Source organism: Luteibacter sp. E-22 (genome assembly GCF_049913125.1).
Taxonomy (GTDB): Bacteria; Pseudomonadota; Gammaproteobacteria; order Xanthomonadales; family Rhodanobacteraceae; genus Luteibacter.
Genome location: NZ_CP183975.1, coordinates 456642 through 473553, shown reverse-complemented (window position 1 = coordinate 473553; position 16912 = coordinate 456642). Strand labels below are relative to the sequence as shown.

Here is a 16912-nt window from a genome sequence, read left to right as displayed (position 1 = left end):
ACAGCGGAAGGCCATGCATGGGGGAATCCGGAAGGAAGGTGTGCGCACGCTCGGTGCTGGCGCGGGCGCGCGTCCTTCCGGAAACCTTACGGTTGGGACATCCCTGTCGAAGCAGGGACTTACCGTGGCCGCCGCATCCGCCGGCGGCGGGAATGGGGACATGCAGCGCACGCAAGATCCCGTCTTTTTCAGCTTTGGCGACTGGACCGTGCGGCCTGCGCAGCGCTCGATCGAACGCCGCGACGAGCGCCAGGTGCTCGAGCCCAAGCTGATCGACGTGCTCACCTACCTCGCGGGAACGGGTGGCAAGGTGGTCAGCGCCGAGCAACTACTCACCGACTGCTGGCGCGGCACGTTCTATGGCGACAACCCGGTGCACAAGACCGTCGCCCTGTTGCGCAAGGCCCTGCACGACGATGCGCGCGCGCCGCGCTACATCGCCACGGTGCGCAAGCGCGGGTACCAGGTCGTCGCCGCCGTGGCGTTCGCCGACGGGCGCAGCACCGGCATCGCCGCACGAAGCTGGCACGGCGGTTCCCCCTACCGGGGATTGCTCGCCTTCGGCGGCGACGATGCCGACGTGTTCTTCGGCCGCACGCGCGCGACCGCCGACGTGCTGGAAGCCATCGTGCACCAGCACCGCGCCGGCTGCGCGTTCGTGCTGGTGGCCGGTCCCAGCGGCTGCGGCAAATCGTCGTTGATCCAGGCAGGCGTCGTCCCTGCCCTGTTGAATGACGGCGGATACGATGGCCTTCGCGCGCTCGCCTGCTCGGCCATGGCGAGCCGGACACCCGGCCTCACGCCGTTGGAGGCGCTGGCGCTGGCGATGACCCGATGGGAAATTCGCGGCCGGCCACTCTTCGTGGACACCGAACGGCGCGCCCTCGTCCGCGCGCTCGACGACGACATGGACTTCGTCATACGGCGCATCGCGCTGTGCCTGTCCGAGGGGCGCGGCGCATCGGAGGGCGATGTGTTGCTGCTCGTCGTGGACGCACTCGAGGGACTGGTTACCGGCGCGTCGACGACGGCGGACGCCGCCACCCTCCTATCCGCCCTGAGACGGCTGGCCCATAGCGGAAAGGTGGCAGTGCTCGCACTTTGCCGCAATGATTTCTATCCGCAGTTGATGGCGCTTCCGGAACTTCTCGCGCTCAAGCGCGACGGCGCCTCGTACGATCTTGCCGCGCCTGGACCGGGCGAGGTGGCGCAAATGATCCGGTTGCCCGCACTCGCCGCCGGCCTGCATTTCGAACGCGATGGCGCCAGCGAGCGGCAACTGGACGACGTGTTGATCGAGACGGCGTGCCGGCGCGTGGGAAGCCTGCCGCTTCTGCAATACACGCTACAGGCGCTCTACGAATCTCGCGATACCACCGGAACGTTGACCTTCGCCGCATACCGGCGCCTCGGCGGCATGGAAGGCGCACTCGGCCTGCGGGCAGAAAAGGTGCTGGACGGATGGGGTCCGGTTGCCACCTCCGCTTTTCCGCGCATCCTGAACAGGCTCGTCGCTCTCGCCAGCGACGGGGACGAGGTCACGGCACGGGTGGTGCGTTGGCGCGACCTCGATGAAGATGAGCGCATTCTCCTGCACGATCTCGTCGACGCGCGCTTGCTGGTGAGCCTGCTCGAGGATGACGAACCTTGCTTCACCGTCGCCCACGAAGCGCTGTTGAGGCATTGGCCACGCGTGGGGGCATGGATCGACGCACACCGGGCCATGCTGCGTTCACGCTCGCGGATCGCCACCATGAGCAAACGGTGGTTCGACGAAGAACGCCGACGCGAACACCTGCTTCCTCGCGGACAGCTGCTTGCGGATGCCCGGCTGCTTTACCGGGGCGCGCAACCGCCACTCAGCGAGCGGCAGCGCGAATTCGTGCGCCGGTCGCTCCGGCATGCGCGCCTTCGCGCGGGGGCCTTTGCCGCCATGTCCGTGGCCATCGTCATCCTCTCCGTCGTGTCCTCGCTGGCGGCGGTGGATGCACGGCGGGCGGAAACCCATGCGGAGGCACGACGCGCGGATGCGGAAGGACTGCTCGATTTCATGCTTGGCGATATGTACGAACGGCTGGATGCGCTGGGACGCCTCGACCTGCTCGACGATGTGACGCGCAGGGCCATGGTCGTCCTTGGTCATGATTGGCAGGCGGATGTCCCCGAAGCGGTGCTCCGCCAGGCACGGGCGTTACGGCAAGTCGGCGAGATCCGCTATGCCCGTGGCGACCTCGACGCCGCCGGGCAGGCTTTTCTCGCCGCCGATGCCAGCCTGCGCCATCTCTTCGCCACCGCGGCCGGCACACCTGCGGCATTTGCCGAGCGAGGCAAGATCGATTTCTGGCGCGCGCAGATCGCTTCCAGCCGCGGGCGCACCGACGATGCACGACAAGCGTGGCTGGCTTACCTCGATGATGCGACGCATCGCGCCGCCCTCGAACCGGACGATCCGGACGCATGGCTCGAACTGTCCTATGCGAACAACTGCCTCGGCTCCGCCGCGCTCCGTGCGGACCGGTTGGACGAAGCCCTGGCGTACTTCGGTACGTCCGCGCAGTTCAAGCATCGCGTTCTCGGCATGCGTCCCACCGACCGGCCCACGTGGCTGGAGCTGGCGGACACCATGAGCTGGATGGCGATGGCCGAGCAGCAACGGGGCGACCTGCGGCCGGCTCTTCGCATGCTGGAAATGGAACGGCGGGCCGTTCTTGCGGCCCGCGAGGACGGACCGCCGACGAATCGCTGGCTGTATCGCCATGCGCTCGCCGAACTTCACGTGGCGAGGGCCCAGGCCGACCTTGGCCAGGTGGCAGATGCCGCGGATGGCTATGCGTCGTCCGCCACGACATTCGCCGCGCTCGTCCGCGACGTTCCCGACAACCGCGGCTGGCAACGCGACCTCGCGTGGACACGGACTCAACAGGGCTGGCTCGCGCTCGCCATGGGCGATGCTCCGCAGGCGGCGCATTGGCTCGACGAGGGGGAGCGACTACTACGCAGCCTGCTTGCGATCGATGCAGGGGTTGTCGACTGGCGCAACGTGCTCGCATTGAACCGGACTTACCGGAGCATCGTGCTCCTGCGCGGAGGTGCCGCGAAACAGGCGCTGCATGCCGCCGTCGATGCGACGAATCTGCTCAGGCCCGCGCCAGGGTCCAAGCCCAATTCCGCCACCCGCTTGCTGACGGCTTCGGCGAGCATCGCCGAAGGCGAAGCCGCCGTGGCTCTGGGATTCCGCGACGAAGCGGCCACGCATTGGCGCCAGGCGGTGGACGAGCTGCAAGCACAGGCGACGCACAGCAGCGATCCCCGGTTACTCGATCCGTACGTCCGCGCCCTCCTGTTGCTAGGTCGTGGTGGAGAAGCGGAAATCTATCTGGAGCGTTTGCGCCATGCGGAGTATCGCGCGCCGGCGTTCGAGTCGTTCGTCCATTCACCCTAGGAGAAACGCGTGCCCAGTCCCAACGCCATCATCGACGTATCGCTCACCATCACCGACGCCCCTCCTGGCCAGGGCCAGACCAGCGATCGCAAGTACAACTACACGTTCGATCCCGATCGTGTGCATGTGACCGAAGGCAATACCGAGATCGTCTACCGCCTGTCGGGCAAGCACCATGACCGCTTCCAGATGGCCGACCTCTTCACGACCGATGCACGCAGCCAGTTCAGCGGCGTCGAGGTCATCGAGAACGGCAACGCGATCCGCGTGCTACACGCCAATACGGTGAAGCAACTCACCGTCGTACTGGTCGTGGTCAAGGACCGTGACAAGCAGCAGAACATCGGCCTGGACCCCCAGGTCACGAACGATCCGACGCCCTGACCGTCAGAAGATCCCCTGCTTCGGCAGGGGGTCTTTGCCTCGGCGTCACGCATCACGCATCACGCGTAGGTGCCATTCCACGGTGTCCAGCCCCAGCCACCGTGCTCCGCGAACGCGGCTTTCAATTCAGCGTTCTTCTGCCCGGTATGGCAAAGGAAATACCGCTTCGTGCTGCCGCCGCCACCGGCGCCCTCGTCACGGTGCGAGAAGATCCGCAGCGGCACGTTGGCATAGCCACAGGCGGCGACCAGGGCGGGGACACGAAACAGGCATCCATCGAACTCGCCATCGCACGGCATGAGCGTGCAATCGATCTCGATGCGCTGGACGCCAGCCACCTTGGCAATCCGCTTCGGGTCCCAGTAAAGCTGATCCGGATGATTCGCCGGGCCCTTGCCCGAACCTTCGATCACGTCGCGCAACCGTGTCGCGTTACCGCCGGCGGTGATCGCATGTGCCACGTACTGGATGCTGCCGTTGTTTTCCCACAGATCGCCGACGAGGGCGTAGATCGTGGCCTGCTTGGGACGCGGAAGATCGGGAAGCATGGGGCGTACCTCGTTGTCGGGTGGTGTGCTGGCAAGGTAGCCAGCGGCTCACGCGCCCGACATCGGGTAAATGCTGATTTTGCGCGCGTATGGGATGACAGGCTCGGCTTCGCCATCGTGTTTTGCGTTGCGTCGAGGCAGGGGCAGCCGCTCCGGACGATGCGGTGGCTTGTTGGGCCAGCAGCGCTAGGCTGCTTGGGCGCACGGCTTTGAACCCAAAGAAAAAGGGCCTTGATTTCTCAAGGCCCTTTTCTAGTTTGGCTGGGAGACTAGGATTCGAACCTAGATAAACGGAGTCAGAGTCCGTTGTCCTACCGTTAGACGATCTCCCAATAAACCGGGATTCGACGCGCTCTGACCTTGGTGCGTCGAACTTTGAAGCGCGTGTATTAGCGCTTCGAGAACTGCGTGGCGCGGCGGGCCTTGTGGAGACCGACCTTCTTACGCTCGACTTCGCGGGCGTCGCGGGTCATGAAACCAGCCTTGCGCAGCGGCGACTTCAGCGCTTCGTCGTATTCGACGAGGGCGCGGGCGATGCCGAGGCGGATGGCGCCGGCCTGACCCGTGATGCCGCCACCGGCGACCGTCACCATGATGTCGAACTTTTCGACGTTGTCGGTCAGCTCGAGCGGCTGGCGCACGATCATGCGCGAGGTCTCACGACCGAAGAACTGCTCGATCGGCTTGCCGTTGACGACGATGCCACCGGTGCCCTTGCGGAGGAACACGCGGGCGGCGGAGGTCTTGCGGCGGCCGGTACCGTAATTCTGCTGGATAGCCATGTCGATTCCTTAGATTTCCAGCGCCTGCGGCTGCTGTGCGGTATGCGGGTGCTCGGCGCCGCCGTACACCTTGAGCTTGCGGTACATGGCGCGACCCAGCGGGTTCTTCGGCAGCATGCCCTTGACGGCGATCTCGATCACGCGCTCCGGGTGCGTGGCCAGCAGATCCTTGAGACTCGTGGTCTTCAGGTTGCCGACGTAGCCGGTGAAGCGGTGGTACATCTTGTCGTCCAGCTTGGCACCGGTCACGGCCACCTTCTCGGCGTTGATCACGACGATGTAATCGCCGGTATCGACGTGCGGGGTGAACTCGGGCTTGTGCTTGCCGCGGAGGCGACGCGCAACCTCGGTCGACAGGCGACCCAGGGTCTTGTTCGTGGCATCAACCACGAACCAATCGCGCTTGACGCTTTCCGGCTTGGCGGTGAACGTTTTCATTTCTAATACCTGGTTTGCCGCCTGAACAGACGGAACACGGAATCGGTGAAAGCAAAGGCGCGAGAGAATAGCGGACTTTTCCCTCATCGCGCAAGCCCACGTTGCACGTGAGCTTTGGGCCGACAATCATAACATGATGACCGGGCCGCTTCACAAGCCTGCCCGGTCCATGGGAAGGCGACCGCGACAAGCGGCCGCAGCGCCTTCACCTGGCATCGGGCTGTGGGCATTGTAACGTGTGTCATCCCCGTACGTCAGGAGTCCCCATGTCCGTTCGCTCGCTGAACCGCCTCGACCGCCTGCTTTCCGGCCTCGAACGCGCCATGGAGGCCGTCGCGGGCTCGCCGGAGCCCGTGCGACGCTCGCCGGGCGACACGGTGCCGGATGTACCCATGGACGACGTCGAGCGGCGCCACGCCGCCGGACTGATGCGGATCAACCATGTCGGGGAGGTGTGCGCCCAGGCGCTTTACGTCGGCCAGGCGGCGCTCGCACGAACGGAAGAGACACGCAGCCACCTGATGCACGCCGCGCAGGAGGAAACCGACCACCTGGCCTGGTGCGCCGAGCGCCTGAAGCAGCTCGACAGCCGCCCCAGCCTGCTCAATCCGCTCTGGTACGCAGGCAGCTACGCCATCGGCGTGGCCGCGGCGGCCGTCGGCGATCCGATCAGCCTGGGCTTCGTCGTCGAGACCGAGCGCCAGGTGGAGGCCCACCTTGCCGAGCACCTGGAACGCCTGCCCCCGCGGGACGAGCGTTCCCGCGCCATCCTCCGCCAGATGCAGGCCGACGAGGTCCGCCACGCCGATGCCGCGCAGGCCCGCGGCGGTATCGACCTGCCCTGGCCCCTGCCACGCCTGATGCACGCCGCCTCCACGGTCATGAAAACGGTCGCCTATCGCCTCTGAGCCATACGCTTCAGCGGCAGGCCCCGAAACCACCGCCCCGCGGCAGCGGGGCAGTTCGAGGCAAGCACCCATCGCCGACAAGGTCGGCCCCCACCACAGCGGCCCGCCCACAACGGCGGTTCTATCCGTACCAAGAAAAAAACCCCGCTTTCGCGGGGTTTTTCGTCACATCAGGTTGCGGCCGTGGAAGAGTTCCTCGATCTCCCGGCGGAGCAGCGATTCGATGCGCTGGCGCTCCTTGAACGAGAGGTCGTCGGCCTGGGCCTCGAAGAGGTAGGTGTCGAGGTCGAAGTCCTTGATGTGCATCTTCGTGTGGAAGATGTTCTCCTGGTACACGTTCACGTCGAACATCTCGTACTTCTGGCGGATGTGCTTGGCCAGGTAGTCCTGCACCGAGTTGATCTTGTGGTCCATGAAGTGCTTCTTGCCCTTCACGTCGCGCGTGAAGCCACGCACGCGGTAATCGGCGATCACGATGTCCGACTCGAAGCTGTCGATCAGGTAGTTCAGGGCCTTCAGCGGCGAGATGACGCCACAGGTGGCCACGTCGATATCGGCGCGGAAGGTGGCGATACCGTTGTGCGGATGGGTTTCCGGGTACGTATGGACGGTGATGTGGCTCTTGTCCATGTGCGCCACGACGGCGCCCGAGATCGTGTCGCGGCCGAGCTTCTCGACCACCGGCTCCTCGGAAATGAGGATCGTGACCGACGCGCCCTGGGGATCGTAGTCCTGGCGGGCGATGTTCAGGATGTTCGCGCCGATGATCTCCGCCACATCCGTCAGGATCTGGGTCAGGCGATCGGCGTCGTACTGCTCGTCGATGTACTCGATATAGTTCTGCCGCTGCTGTTCGGAAACGGCATAGCAGATATCGTAGATGTTGAAGCTCAGCGCCTTGGTAAGGTTGTTGAAACCTTGCAGGCGAAGGCGGGGAAGCGGTTTGACCACAGCGACTCTCCGAGGCCGGGGGAACGGCCAGCAGCAGACGCGGGTTAGCAGCAAGGGTCCCCGCAAAGATGAAAGACGACGAACGAGACGAGAAGTCTGCCCGGCGCTTGTGTACGACGTAAGACAAGGGGTCTGGACGCCGAGGGGGTGAAATTATGGGGCAAGATGGCGAAGATTTGAACACGCGGCGCGCCCCTCCCCCCAAATGGTGGATTTTGGCGCCCGGATGTCTGCAATAATCCCCAGGGGACATGGCGAGTCGGCGACGCCTGACGGAAATCCGTCGGCTCACCGCTGAAGGGGGACGCCATGCCATTGAGGCTCAACGGAATCTGCTGTGGCTCAACTCAAATATCTGTTGCAACAGGCGTTCGAACGGTCGCAGGCTCCCTCGAGCTTCGCGCCCGACCCGGCCTCCATGGGCCGCTTTCTGGATGCTTGCCATCGTCGTCGCTATCCGGGGAAGACGGCGATCATCCGGCCGGGAGACCCGGCCAACACGCTCTACTATGTCGTCGACGGCTCGCTTGCCGTCTGCACCGAGGACGAAGAAGGCCGGGAATTGATCCTGGCCTACATCAATCGCGGCCAGTTCATCGGCGAAATGGGGCTTTTCGTGGAACAGGCCCAGCGCGAGTCGCTGGTCCGTACGCGAACGGCCGTGGAAATGGCCGAGATCAGCTATGAACGGCTCTTCCAGCTCCTGGAAGGCCCGCTCGCCGCCGAATGCCCGAAACTGTTGTTCGCCATCGGTTCGCAATTGACCCATCGCCTCCTGCGCACGTCGCGCCAGGTAAGCCGGATGGCGTTCATGGATGTGACGAACCGGGTGTCACGCACCTTGCTCGACCTCTGCCAGGAACCGGACGCCATGACCCACCCCGACGGGACGCAGATACGCATCTCCCGCCAGGAAGTCAGCCGTATCGTCGGCTGCTCCCGCGAAATGGTGGGTCGCGTGCTCAAGCAACTCGAGGAAGAGCGGATGATCGACGTCGCGGGCAAGACCATCGTGGTCCGCGGCACCCGCTAGAAACCCCGGGGGCCGCTCATGGCCCCCGGTAGACCATGTAGACGTCCGCCCGCTCGTAATGCGAGCCGGGCCGGACGGATGCCTGGCGGACGAAGCCGGCTCGCTCATACATGCCCAGCGCCCGGTCCAGGCGGCTGTTCGACTCCAGGAACAACTCCCTGCCGCCGCGGCGGTGGTATTCGGCGATGGCTTCGTCGAGCAGCTTGCGACCGGCGCCAAGACCCCGATAGTTCTCGTCCACGCCCATCTTGGACAATTCATACACGCCCTCGCTTTCGCGAATGAGCGCACAGGTGCCCACGACCTCGCCCGCATAGAGGGCGAAGAAAATCGCGCCACCCGCATCGACGACCAGCCCTTCGGGATCGGCGAACAATGCGCTGTCGACCTCCTCCACGCGGAAGTAGCGCTCCAGCCATTGCTGGTTGAGCCGGCGGAAGTGCTCGCGCAGGCGGGGCTCGAAGGGCACGATCTCCACGGCCGCGCGCGACAGCGTGGCCCGCTGTTCGAGGATGGCCGTCACCAGTGGACGTTCGGCAAGCGCCTGTTCGCAGCCATCGATCGCCTCGAGCAGCGCGAGGCCGCGCGGTCCCAGCGATTGGGTCATGCCACGCCGGATGGCCAGCCATACCGGCCCCAGCGCACCCAGCGCGCGCTCGCCCGCATCGGTCAGAGCCAACACGCTACGGCGGCCATCCTGCGGATCGCGCTGGCGTACGACCATGCCGGCGTCGACGAGCCGGTCGGCGAGTTGGCTTACCGCGGAATGGGTCTGGCCGATCGCCAGCGCCATGTCGGTGACCGTCGTGGGACCCACGTCGCGCAGATAGCGCAGCACCGGGAACCAGCGCGACTCGATACCCGCGCCGCACGCCTTGTAGACCTCGTCGACGGCCTGGTAGAACTGGTCGCTCAAAGCCTTGAGACGACTGCCGAGCGCCAGCTCACGCAGGGAAGAGAGGTACATCGGCGATCCAATGGGGAGGTTGGGAAAACGAGGCTAGCGGCGTCGCGATGCCGCACGCAAGCATTCCGTCCTTTCTTCATGCCGGGATCGCACCCACCTCGTATATGGTGGGTCCCGCCCCCTCCTCTGGACGGTACATGGACTGGAGCCAATTCCTGATTTTCGTCGGCGTGGGCCTGCTCGCCCAACTGGTCGATGGCGCGCTCGGCATGGCCTACGGCGTCGTTTCCAACGCCGTACTGCTCGCGCTGGGCCTGCCACCGGCCGTCGCCAGCGCGACCGTGCACACGGCTGAGATTTTCACGACCGGGGTATCCGGCGGTGCGCACGCGCTGTTCGGCAACGTCGACTGGAAGTCGTTCCGCCGGCTGGCCATTCCCGGCGTGATCGGCGGGGTGATCGGCGCGTGGTTCCTCGCCAGCGTGCCTGGCGACACCATCAAGCCCTTCGTCTACGCGTACCTGTTGATCCTGGGCGTGGTGGTGCTGGTGCGCGCGGCCGGCAAGGTGGTCTCCCACCACCGGGTGCGCCACAAGGGGATACTGGGCTTCGTCGCCGGCTTGCTCGACGCCATCGGCGGCGGCGGTTGGGGCCCGATCGCCACCTCCACCCTGCTCGCGCGCGGCGGCGCCGTGCGCCACACCATCGGCACGGTGAACGCGGCCGAGTTCGTCGTCACCCTGGCGATTTCCACCACGTTGATCGCGCACATGGGCGTGCAGCATTGGCCGATCGTGCTGGGCCTGCTCACGGGCGGGGTGATCGCGGCGCCACTGGCCGCGTGGCTGGTGCGACACCTGCCGCCACGTTACGTCATGGTCGCCGTGGGCTGCCTCATCGTCGGGATCAGCCTGTACCAGCTGGGCAACTACGTCCTGCGCTAGAACCAGTACAGGATTTCCAGTTTGTCGCCCAAGGCGCGCCCGGCCTTCTTCGCGGTCTTCGGCGTGGGATTGACCAGTTTCGCCGCGTCGGCCGCCTTGAGCATGGGCAGGTCCGACAAGGAATCGCCATAGGCGATGTTCCAGGGGCGAGGAACACCCGCCTGTTCGATGGCCCGAACCTTGGCGCGATCCACGGCATGCCGGACGAAGTGCATGCCGAACAGGCCACCGCGGGTCTGCGAAGCCACCAGTTCGTGGCCGCCGAGGTTCACTTCGTCGAGGATCGCCTCGACCATCTGCCGGTCGTTGCCGCTGACGACGATCACACGGTCGCCCGCATCGACGTGCCTGCGCAAGGTCGCCACGGCATCGCGAAAGAACACGCCGGGACGCCGGGCGTAGGCCCGGGCGTAGGCGTCGATCATTCGCCGGTACGAAGCCTCGCGGCGGCCGAACGTGGTCACGCGCAGGAATACGCGGCCGAGGAAACGATTGCCTCGCACGCTGCCGATCAGCAGGGGCACCAGGGGCACGACGGGAAGCGCCAGCAGCAATCGCCAGCGTCCCGCGCCCGAAAGGCGTTCGCGGAAGAACATTTCCAGTGTCTGGTGGCGAACGATCACGCCATCGAAATCGAACAGCACGACACGCCGCGCATCGGCGGCGGTATCGTCGGCCGCCGCCGTCTCTATCCCCTGGTCCATCGCGTCAGTGTCGGTGCGGTTGTTGCGGCTGGGTACCGAAGAGCTTCTGCAATTCGGCGCCCGGATCGGCGGCACGCATGAAGGCCTCGCCCACGAGGAAGGTGTGGATGCCCGCCTCGCGCAGCTTGCGCACATCCTCGGGCGTGTGGATGCCCGATTCGGCGACGATGGCCGTATCCGGCCCGACACGGTCGTTGAGCTTCAACGACGTACCCAGCGAGGTCTCGAAAGTGCGCAGGTTGCGGTTGTTCACGCCGATCAGGGGCGCGGGAAGACTCAGGGCCACTTCGAGTTCTTCCTCGTTGTGCACTTCGACGAGCACGTCGAGATCGAGTTCGGCGGCGAGCAGGGAAAGCTCCGTCAACCGGTTCTCGTCGTAGATCACATCTTCACCGACCTTGTCGGCGAAGGCGGAAACGATCAAAAGGATGCAGTCGGCGCCGATCACGCGGGCCTCGTACACCTGGTACTCGTCGACGATGAAGTCCTTGCGCAGGATGGGAAGCGAACAGGCCTCGCGGGCCTGGCCGACGTAATCCTCGTGGCCCTGGAAGAAATCGGCATCGGTGAGCACGGAAAGGCAGGTGGCGCCTCCGCGCTCATAGCTGCGCGCGATCGCCGCCGGATCGAAATCGGCACGGATCAGCCCCTTGCTCGGGCTGGCTTTCTTGATCTCGGCGATGACGGCCGGCTTACCGTCGTGCAGGCGCGCATCGATGGCGGCGACGAAGCCACGCGTATCGTCGAGGCCGGCGATGCGTGCGGCAAGGTCGTCGAGTGAACGATTTCTTTTGCGCTCGGTGATCTCTTCCGACTTGCGGGCAAGAATGCGACGGAGGATATCGGACATCGATGGACTTCCTTGGGTAAGGCCGGGACTTTCGGGGAGCCCCGACGATATCAGGCGCCGAGCCGTTGTGTCGCGGCCACGAACGCTTCCATTTTTACACGAGCGGAGCCACTTGCGATGGTGGCGCGGGCCAGATCGATACCGGCCTGTATGGAAGGCGCGACGTCGGCCGTATACAGCGCGGCGCCCGCGTTCAGGCAGACGATATCGTGCGGGACGCCGGGAACGCCCGAGATGGCATCCAGCAGCATTCCCATGGATTCCGTCGAGTCTTCCACGCGGAGATTACGGCTCGATGCCATCGACAGACCGAAATCTTCCGGCTCGATCTCGTATTCGTGCACGGCGCCATCGCGCAACTCGCCCACCATCGTCGCGGCACCCAGCGAAATTTCGTCCATCCCGTCGCGGCCCCATACCACCATGGCATGCCTGGCCCCCAACGCCTGAAGCACGCGAATCTGGATGCCGACGAGATCGGGATGGAACACGCCCATGAGGATATTCGGTGCACCCGCCGGGTTGGTCAGCGGCCCGAGGATGTTGAAGATCGTCCGGACGCCCATTTCACGGCGGACGGGCGACACCACCTTCATCGCAGGATGGTGGTTGGGCGCGAACATGAAACCGATATCGGTCTGTTCCATGCAGACCGCGACCTGCGCCGGAAGCAGGTCGATGCGCGCGCCCAGGGCTTCGAGCACGTCGGCGCTGCCCGATTTGGACGAGACGCTGCGGCCACCGTGCTTGGCGACGCGCGCGCCGGCGGCGGCGGCGACGAACATGGATGCCGTGGAGATGTTGAACGTCGAGGCACCGTCACCGCCGGTGCCGACGATGTCGAGGAAATGGGGATGGGGGCCGGCCTCGACCTTCGCCGAGAGATCGCGCATCACGCGCGCGGCACCGGTGATCTCACCGACGGTCTCCTTCTTCACGCGCAGGCCGGTCAGGATGGCGGCCGTCATCAGCGGGCTGACGTCGCCGCGCATGATCTGGTGCATCAACTCGATCATCTCGTCGTGGAAGATCTCGCGGTGCTCGATCGTGCGCTGCAGCGCCTCGGAGGGAGTCATCGGCATGGCGCTTTGATCCTTCTTACGCGGCGAGCGGCAGCGGCATGCCGAGGAAGTTGCGCAGCAGGTCGTGGCCATGCTGGGTGAGGATCGACTCCGGATGGAACTGCACGCCCTCGATGTCGAGCGTGCGATGGCGCAGGCCCATGATCTCATCGATCGAGCCGTTCTCGCGCTCGGTCCAGGCGGTCACTTCGAGGCAATCCGGCACGGACTCCTTCTCGACCACCAGGGAGTGGTATCGCGTGGCCTCGAACGGGTTCGGCAGGCCGGCGAACACCCCCTGCCCGCGATGCCGGACAGGCGAGGTCTTGCCGTGCATGATCTCCCGCGCACGGATCACCTTGCCGCCAAACACCTGGCCGATGGCCTGGTGCCCCAGGCAGACGCCGAAGATGGGCACCTCGCCCGCCATCTCGCGCAGGACGTCCATGGACACGCCCGAATCGTCCGGCGTACCCGGCCCTGGCGAGATCATGATCCGCGATGGCGCCAGCGCGCGGATGTCCGCGATGGTGAGGGCATCGTTCCTTACGACTTTCACTTCCTGCCCCAACTCGCCCAGGTACTGGACGAGGTTGAAGGTGAAGCTGTCGTAGTTGTCGATCATCAGGAGCACGTGCTTATCCTATTGATTTGCGGAGCGATTAAAGGATCGGATAGCCGCAGTATCACGCGTTTGTCAGCCAGCGGGCCATTATCCGACGAACCCGCCGGCACGGACAGCCCGGAGCGTGAACCTTCGGGACCGAGCGCGCCCGGGCATGGGCCGACCAGGAGCCGCCTCGCTTGTTCGCGTCTCGCGCACGGGCGATCCTAAGCGCCCCTTTTTCCGGAGAACGCCATGCCCTCGCTGGGTGCCGTCACTTTCCTCGTCCGCGACTATGACGAAGCGATCGCCTTCTTCGTCGATGCACTCGGCTTCGACCTGGTCGAGGATTCGCCCCAAGGCGACGGCAAGCGCTGGGTCACCGTGGCGCCTCGCGGATCGCGCGGGACGCGCCTGTTGCTGGCCCGTGCGGTGAACGACGAGCAAAAAGCGCACATCGGCAACCAAGGTGGCGGCCGCGTGTTCCTGTTCCTGCAAACGGACGATTTCGCCGGCGACCATGCGCGCATGCTTGCGCACGGCGTGCGCTTTCGCGAAGAGCCCAGGCACGAACCTTACGGGACGGTCGCAGTATTCGAGGACATCTACGGCAACGGCTGGGACCTGATCCAGCCAGCATGACACGGGAGACGGCCATGAACGATGCAACCATCCGTATCGCGGTGCTCGACGATTACCAGAAGGTCGCCTTGGCTTGCGCGGACTGGTCGCTCCTCGAAGGCCGCGCCGAGGTCACCATCTTCCACGACCACGAGGCGGACCACGATGCCCTGGCGCGGCGCCTGGCGCCGTATGACGTCATCTGCGTCATGCGCGAACGCACGCCGATGACCGCGAACCTCATCGCCGCCCTGCCCCGTCTTCGCCTCATCGCGTCCACGGGTCGCGGCAACGCATCGATCGACGAAGCGGCCGCCGCCGCACGTGGCGTGGAGGTGGTCCATACGAACTACTCGTCCACGCCAACCATCGAATTCACCTGGGCCGCCATCCTCGGCCTGGCTCGCGGCATCGCGGACGAGGCCGCCTCCGTGCGCGCGGGGGCATGGCAGGTGGGCCTGGGCGTGGAATTGCACGGAAAGACCCTCGGCATCCTGGGCCTCGGACGCATCGGTTCGAAGGTGGCGCGGATCGGCCAGGCCTTCGGCATGCAGGTGATCGCCTGGAGCCAGAACCTCGCCGAGGAAACCGCCGGCGCGTTGGGTGTGCGTCGTGTCACGAAGCAGGAACTCCTGGCCCGGTCCGACTTCCTCACCATCCATACCCGCCTGAGCGAACGCACCCGGGGGATCATCGGTGCGGACGATCTCGCCGCGATGAAACCCGGCGCCCGGTTGATCAACAGCTCGCGAGGCCCGATCGTCGATGAAGCCGCCCTGGTCGATGCGCTGAGCCACGGCCGCCTGGCGGGCGCGGCGATCGACGTCTTCGACGAGGAACCGCTACCGCCGGCGCACCCCTTCCGTACCCTGCCCAACGTGCTGGCCACGCCACACATCGGCTACGTCACGGAAGAGATGTACCGCACCTTCCACGGCGACACCGTCCGCAACGTGCTGGACTGGCTCGACCGGCACTCCGCCTGAGGATCGTTCAGGACGAAGCGACCTTCTTCGGCTCGCTTTCGTCGTGATCGTGGCTGCTCTTAGGCTTGATCGTCATCAGTTCGAGCGGCTTGCCATCGGCCGTGCGCACGCTCCATCCGCGCTGCAGGTCGGCCAGGTCGTTGAGCTGAGGGCAGATGGCGTTGGCGCGGGCATCCAGGCCTTTCGAACGCTTATCCATCTCCCGGTCCATGGCCTTGTCCAACGACTCGGCACGCGCCTGGAGCGCCGCCACCTTGCTCGAGTCGCCGGAGAGGGCGGCGGTCACCGCGCTGGACGTGACCGAGCCGACCAGCTCACCCACCGAGTCCGATACCGAACCGGCGACCGTCTCGGTCATGCGATCCGAAGACCAATGCCCGGCGCCGATGCCTTCGTCGATCTCGCGCAATGCCTCGGCCTGCTTGCGCTTCAACTTCTCGAGCATCCCCGAGCGCTGGTCACCCTCGGCGAACGTCAGCGTGACCGATGTCATCGCGGAGAATCCCATCTCCACGCCATCGCGGGCGATGGAAGCGATCTGCGGCATGAGCCGGCGAACGCCGTCCTCGTAGCGGCGCAACGCATCGGCGTCGCTACGGGAGACCGCGATGTCCTTGCCGTCCACCCGCAACGAGCCATCGTGCAGGAAGACCCGGGCCGGAACGCCATCCTTGCGATGAAAGGACAGGCCGTTGGCCGTGACATCGACATCGTAGGGCGTGGAATAGTCGTGCTTGCAGGTGTCGGTGCTGAAATTGAAGCCTTTCGCCTGTCCCATGGGGGCGGCGAGGACGAGCCCGATGGCAACGGTACCGGCAATCAGTGAATGGCGCATGGTTCTTCTCCCCAGGGAACGGTTGGCTCCGGGTGGGATGCGCCCGGGTCGCCCAAGGTTTAAGCCGATTCGCGCGACACCACATGGGCGAATGGTCATACCCTGACTTCCAGCAGGGTCAGGAAGCGAGGCCCCGTTCACGGGCATATTCGGAAAGCCGGCTGTCATGATCGATGCCCAGCTTGCGCATGGCGTCGCGCTTTTGCCGGCTCACCGTCTTGACGCTGCGGCTGAGGCGCTCGGCGATCTGGGTGATGGACATGCCGCTCACATACAGGCGCACCACCTCGATCTCCCGGGCGGAGAGCCGCGTCATGTCGGTCGCGCTGTGTACGCCGGCCTGGTCGAACTGGCGTCGAATCGTCTCACTGAGATAGGGCCGGCCCGCCGCCGCATGGCGTACCGCCACCGCCACTTCCTTGAGTGGCGCCCGTTTGTCGCACAGGCCCAACGCGCCACGAACCCGCATCGTCTGCAGCACCGCCGCGTTGTTCACCATGGTGAGCACGACGATCGGCAGCCGCGGATAACGCCGCCGGACCAGGTCGATCAGCGAAAGCCCGTCACCGTGACGACCGCCAGGCATGGAGAAATCGGTAACGATGACATCGCACGGACGAGAGGCCAGCAGGTCGACGAGTTGATCGCCATTGGCTGCTTCGCCGGCTACGACGATATCACCCGACGCTTCGAGCGCCGCACGGGTACCCATCAGGACCACCGGATGATCGTCGGCAATGATCGTGCGCAGAACCATTTCTTCCCTCGCCGGCGGATAACTGCTGCCGCTCTCCATGAGATGTGCTACTCGTCGTACCATCGCGGAGATTACAGTAAACATCCGCTCGTGGTCGAAGGAACGCCATGCAGCTATTGAGAATCCTAGTCATCATTCCGTTCGCGGTTTGCTCATG

Annotated in this window: 18 protein-coding genes and 1 tRNA gene; 7 read left to right on the top strand and 12 right to left on the bottom strand. The window is 65.3% G+C overall.

The genetic code is table 11. The features are described from left to right. The first annotated feature begins 160 nt into the window (after positions 1-160). Both ACN9M2_RS02010 and ACN9M2_RS02005 read left to right on the top strand, forming a co-directional pair. Positions 161-3442 (top strand): winged helix-turn-helix domain-containing protein, encoded by a 3282-nt coding sequence (locus ACN9M2_RS02010; RefSeq protein ID WP_426286516.1) that lies wholly within the window; start codon positions 161-163, stop codon positions 3440-3442. A gap of 9 nt (positions 3443-3451) precedes the next feature. Next, on the top strand, positions 3452-3826 hold the full coding sequence (locus ACN9M2_RS02005) for a hypothetical protein (RefSeq protein WP_371023760.1): 375 nt from the start codon (positions 3452-3454) through the stop codon (positions 3824-3826). 59 nt (positions 3827-3885) lie between these two features. Here ACN9M2_RS02005 and ACN9M2_RS02000 read toward each other — a convergent pair whose 3' ends face one another. From ACN9M2_RS02000 to rplM, 4 genes are all read right to left on the bottom strand, one after another. After that, the gene (locus ACN9M2_RS02000) at positions 3886-4374 is read right to left on the bottom strand and encodes a hypothetical protein (protein ID WP_426286515.1); all 489 of its coding nucleotides are present in this window, start codon (positions 4372-4374) and stop codon (positions 3886-3888) included. Positions 4375-4632: 258 nt separating this feature from the next. Then, positions 4633-4706, bottom strand: a tRNA-Gln gene (locus ACN9M2_RS01995). Between the two features lie 57 nt (positions 4707-4763). Next, positions 4764-5156: a 30S ribosomal protein S9 gene (rpsI, locus tag ACN9M2_RS01990; RefSeq protein ID WP_371023762.1), complete on the bottom strand. Its 393-nt coding sequence runs from the start codon at positions 5154-5156 to the stop codon at positions 4764-4766. Between the two features lie 9 nt (positions 5157-5165). Continuing rightward, complete coding sequence (gene rplM, locus ACN9M2_RS01985) at positions 5166-5594, bottom strand: 50S ribosomal protein L13 (RefSeq protein WP_306851138.1); 429 nt, start codon at positions 5592-5594, stop codon at positions 5166-5168. 266 nt (positions 5595-5860) lie between these two features. Here rplM and coq7 point away from each other — a divergent pair, with 266 nt between their 5' ends. Then, positions 5861-6502, top strand: a complete 642-nt coding sequence (gene coq7 / locus ACN9M2_RS01980) for a 2-polyprenyl-3-methyl-6-methoxy-1,4-benzoquinone monooxygenase (RefSeq protein WP_426286514.1) — start codon at positions 5861-5863, stop codon at positions 6500-6502. Between the two features lie 165 nt (positions 6503-6667). On the opposite strand, the gene speD is transcribed toward coq7, so the two are convergent. Beyond that, the gene (speD, locus tag ACN9M2_RS01975; protein ID WP_089981013.1) at positions 6668-7453 is read right to left on the bottom strand and encodes an adenosylmethionine decarboxylase; all 786 of its coding nucleotides are present in this window, start codon (positions 7451-7453) and stop codon (positions 6668-6670) included. Between the two features lie 337 nt (positions 7454-7790). On the opposite strand from speD, the gene crp reads away from it, so the two are divergent. Next, the gene (crp, locus tag ACN9M2_RS01970; protein ID WP_306851143.1) at positions 7791-8486 is read left to right on the top strand and encodes a cAMP-activated global transcriptional regulator CRP; all 696 of its coding nucleotides are present in this window, start codon (positions 7791-7793) and stop codon (positions 8484-8486) included. A 16-nt stretch (positions 8487-8502) separates the two neighbouring features. On the opposite strand, the gene ACN9M2_RS01965 is transcribed toward crp, so the two are convergent. Further along, complete coding sequence (locus ACN9M2_RS01965; RefSeq protein WP_426286513.1) at positions 8503-9453, bottom strand: bifunctional helix-turn-helix transcriptional regulator/GNAT family N-acetyltransferase; 951 nt, start codon at positions 9451-9453, stop codon at positions 8503-8505. A 137-nt stretch (positions 9454-9590) separates the two neighbouring features. Here ACN9M2_RS01965 and ACN9M2_RS01960 point away from each other — a divergent pair, with 137 nt between their 5' ends. Continuing rightward, positions 9591-10337 carry a sulfite exporter TauE/SafE family protein gene (locus tag ACN9M2_RS01960; protein WP_426286512.1) on the top strand — a complete coding sequence of 249 codons (747 nt, stop codon included), beginning with the start codon at positions 9591-9593 and terminating at the stop codon, positions 10335-10337. Here ACN9M2_RS01960 and ACN9M2_RS01955 read toward each other — a convergent pair. The 4 genes from ACN9M2_RS01955 to ACN9M2_RS01940 are packed head-to-tail and all read right to left on the bottom strand — an operon-like array spanning position 10334 to position 13586. Further along, complete coding sequence (locus tag ACN9M2_RS01955) at positions 10334-11041, bottom strand: HAD family hydrolase (RefSeq protein ID WP_426286511.1); 708 nt, start codon at positions 11039-11041, stop codon at positions 10334-10336. The genes ACN9M2_RS01960 and ACN9M2_RS01955 overlap by 4 nt on opposite strands. Positions 11042-11045: 4 nt before the next feature. Continuing rightward, positions 11046-11891: an indole-3-glycerol phosphate synthase TrpC gene (gene trpC, locus ACN9M2_RS01950; RefSeq protein WP_426286510.1), complete on the bottom strand. Its 846-nt coding sequence runs from the start codon at positions 11889-11891 to the stop codon at positions 11046-11048. Positions 11892-11941: 50 nt separating this feature from the next. Further along, positions 11942-12973, bottom strand: a complete 1032-nt coding sequence (gene trpD, locus ACN9M2_RS01945; RefSeq protein WP_426286509.1) for an anthranilate phosphoribosyltransferase — start codon at positions 12971-12973, stop codon at positions 11942-11944. Between the two features lie 16 nt (positions 12974-12989). Further along, positions 12990-13586 carry an anthranilate synthase component II gene (locus ACN9M2_RS01940; protein WP_426286508.1) on the bottom strand — a complete coding sequence of 199 codons (597 nt, stop codon included), beginning with the start codon at positions 13584-13586 and terminating at the stop codon, positions 12990-12992. A gap of 225 nt (positions 13587-13811) precedes the next feature. Here ACN9M2_RS01940 and ACN9M2_RS01935 point away from each other — a divergent pair, with 225 nt between their 5' ends. After that, positions 13812-14198, top strand: a complete 387-nt coding sequence (locus tag ACN9M2_RS01935) for a VOC family protein (RefSeq protein ID WP_426286507.1) — start codon at positions 13812-13814, stop codon at positions 14196-14198. A gap of 14 nt (positions 14199-14212) precedes the next feature. After that, positions 14213-15163 carry a D-2-hydroxyacid dehydrogenase family protein gene (locus ACN9M2_RS01930; protein ID WP_426286506.1) on the top strand — a complete coding sequence of 317 codons (951 nt, stop codon included), beginning with the start codon at positions 14213-14215 and terminating at the stop codon, positions 15161-15163. A gap of 7 nt (positions 15164-15170) precedes the next feature. On the opposite strand, the gene ACN9M2_RS01925 is transcribed toward ACN9M2_RS01930, so the two are convergent. Together ACN9M2_RS01925 and ACN9M2_RS01920 are read right to left on the bottom strand one after the other, a co-directional pair. Further along, positions 15171-15998 (bottom strand): DUF2884 family protein, encoded by an 828-nt coding sequence (locus ACN9M2_RS01925; RefSeq protein WP_426286505.1) that lies wholly within the window; start codon positions 15996-15998, stop codon positions 15171-15173. Positions 15999-16116: 118 nt separating this feature from the next. Further along, positions 16117-16755: a response regulator gene (locus ACN9M2_RS01920; RefSeq protein ID WP_426286504.1), complete on the bottom strand. Its 639-nt coding sequence runs from the start codon at positions 16753-16755 to the stop codon at positions 16117-16119. Between the last annotated feature and the right edge of the window lie 157 nt (positions 16756-16912).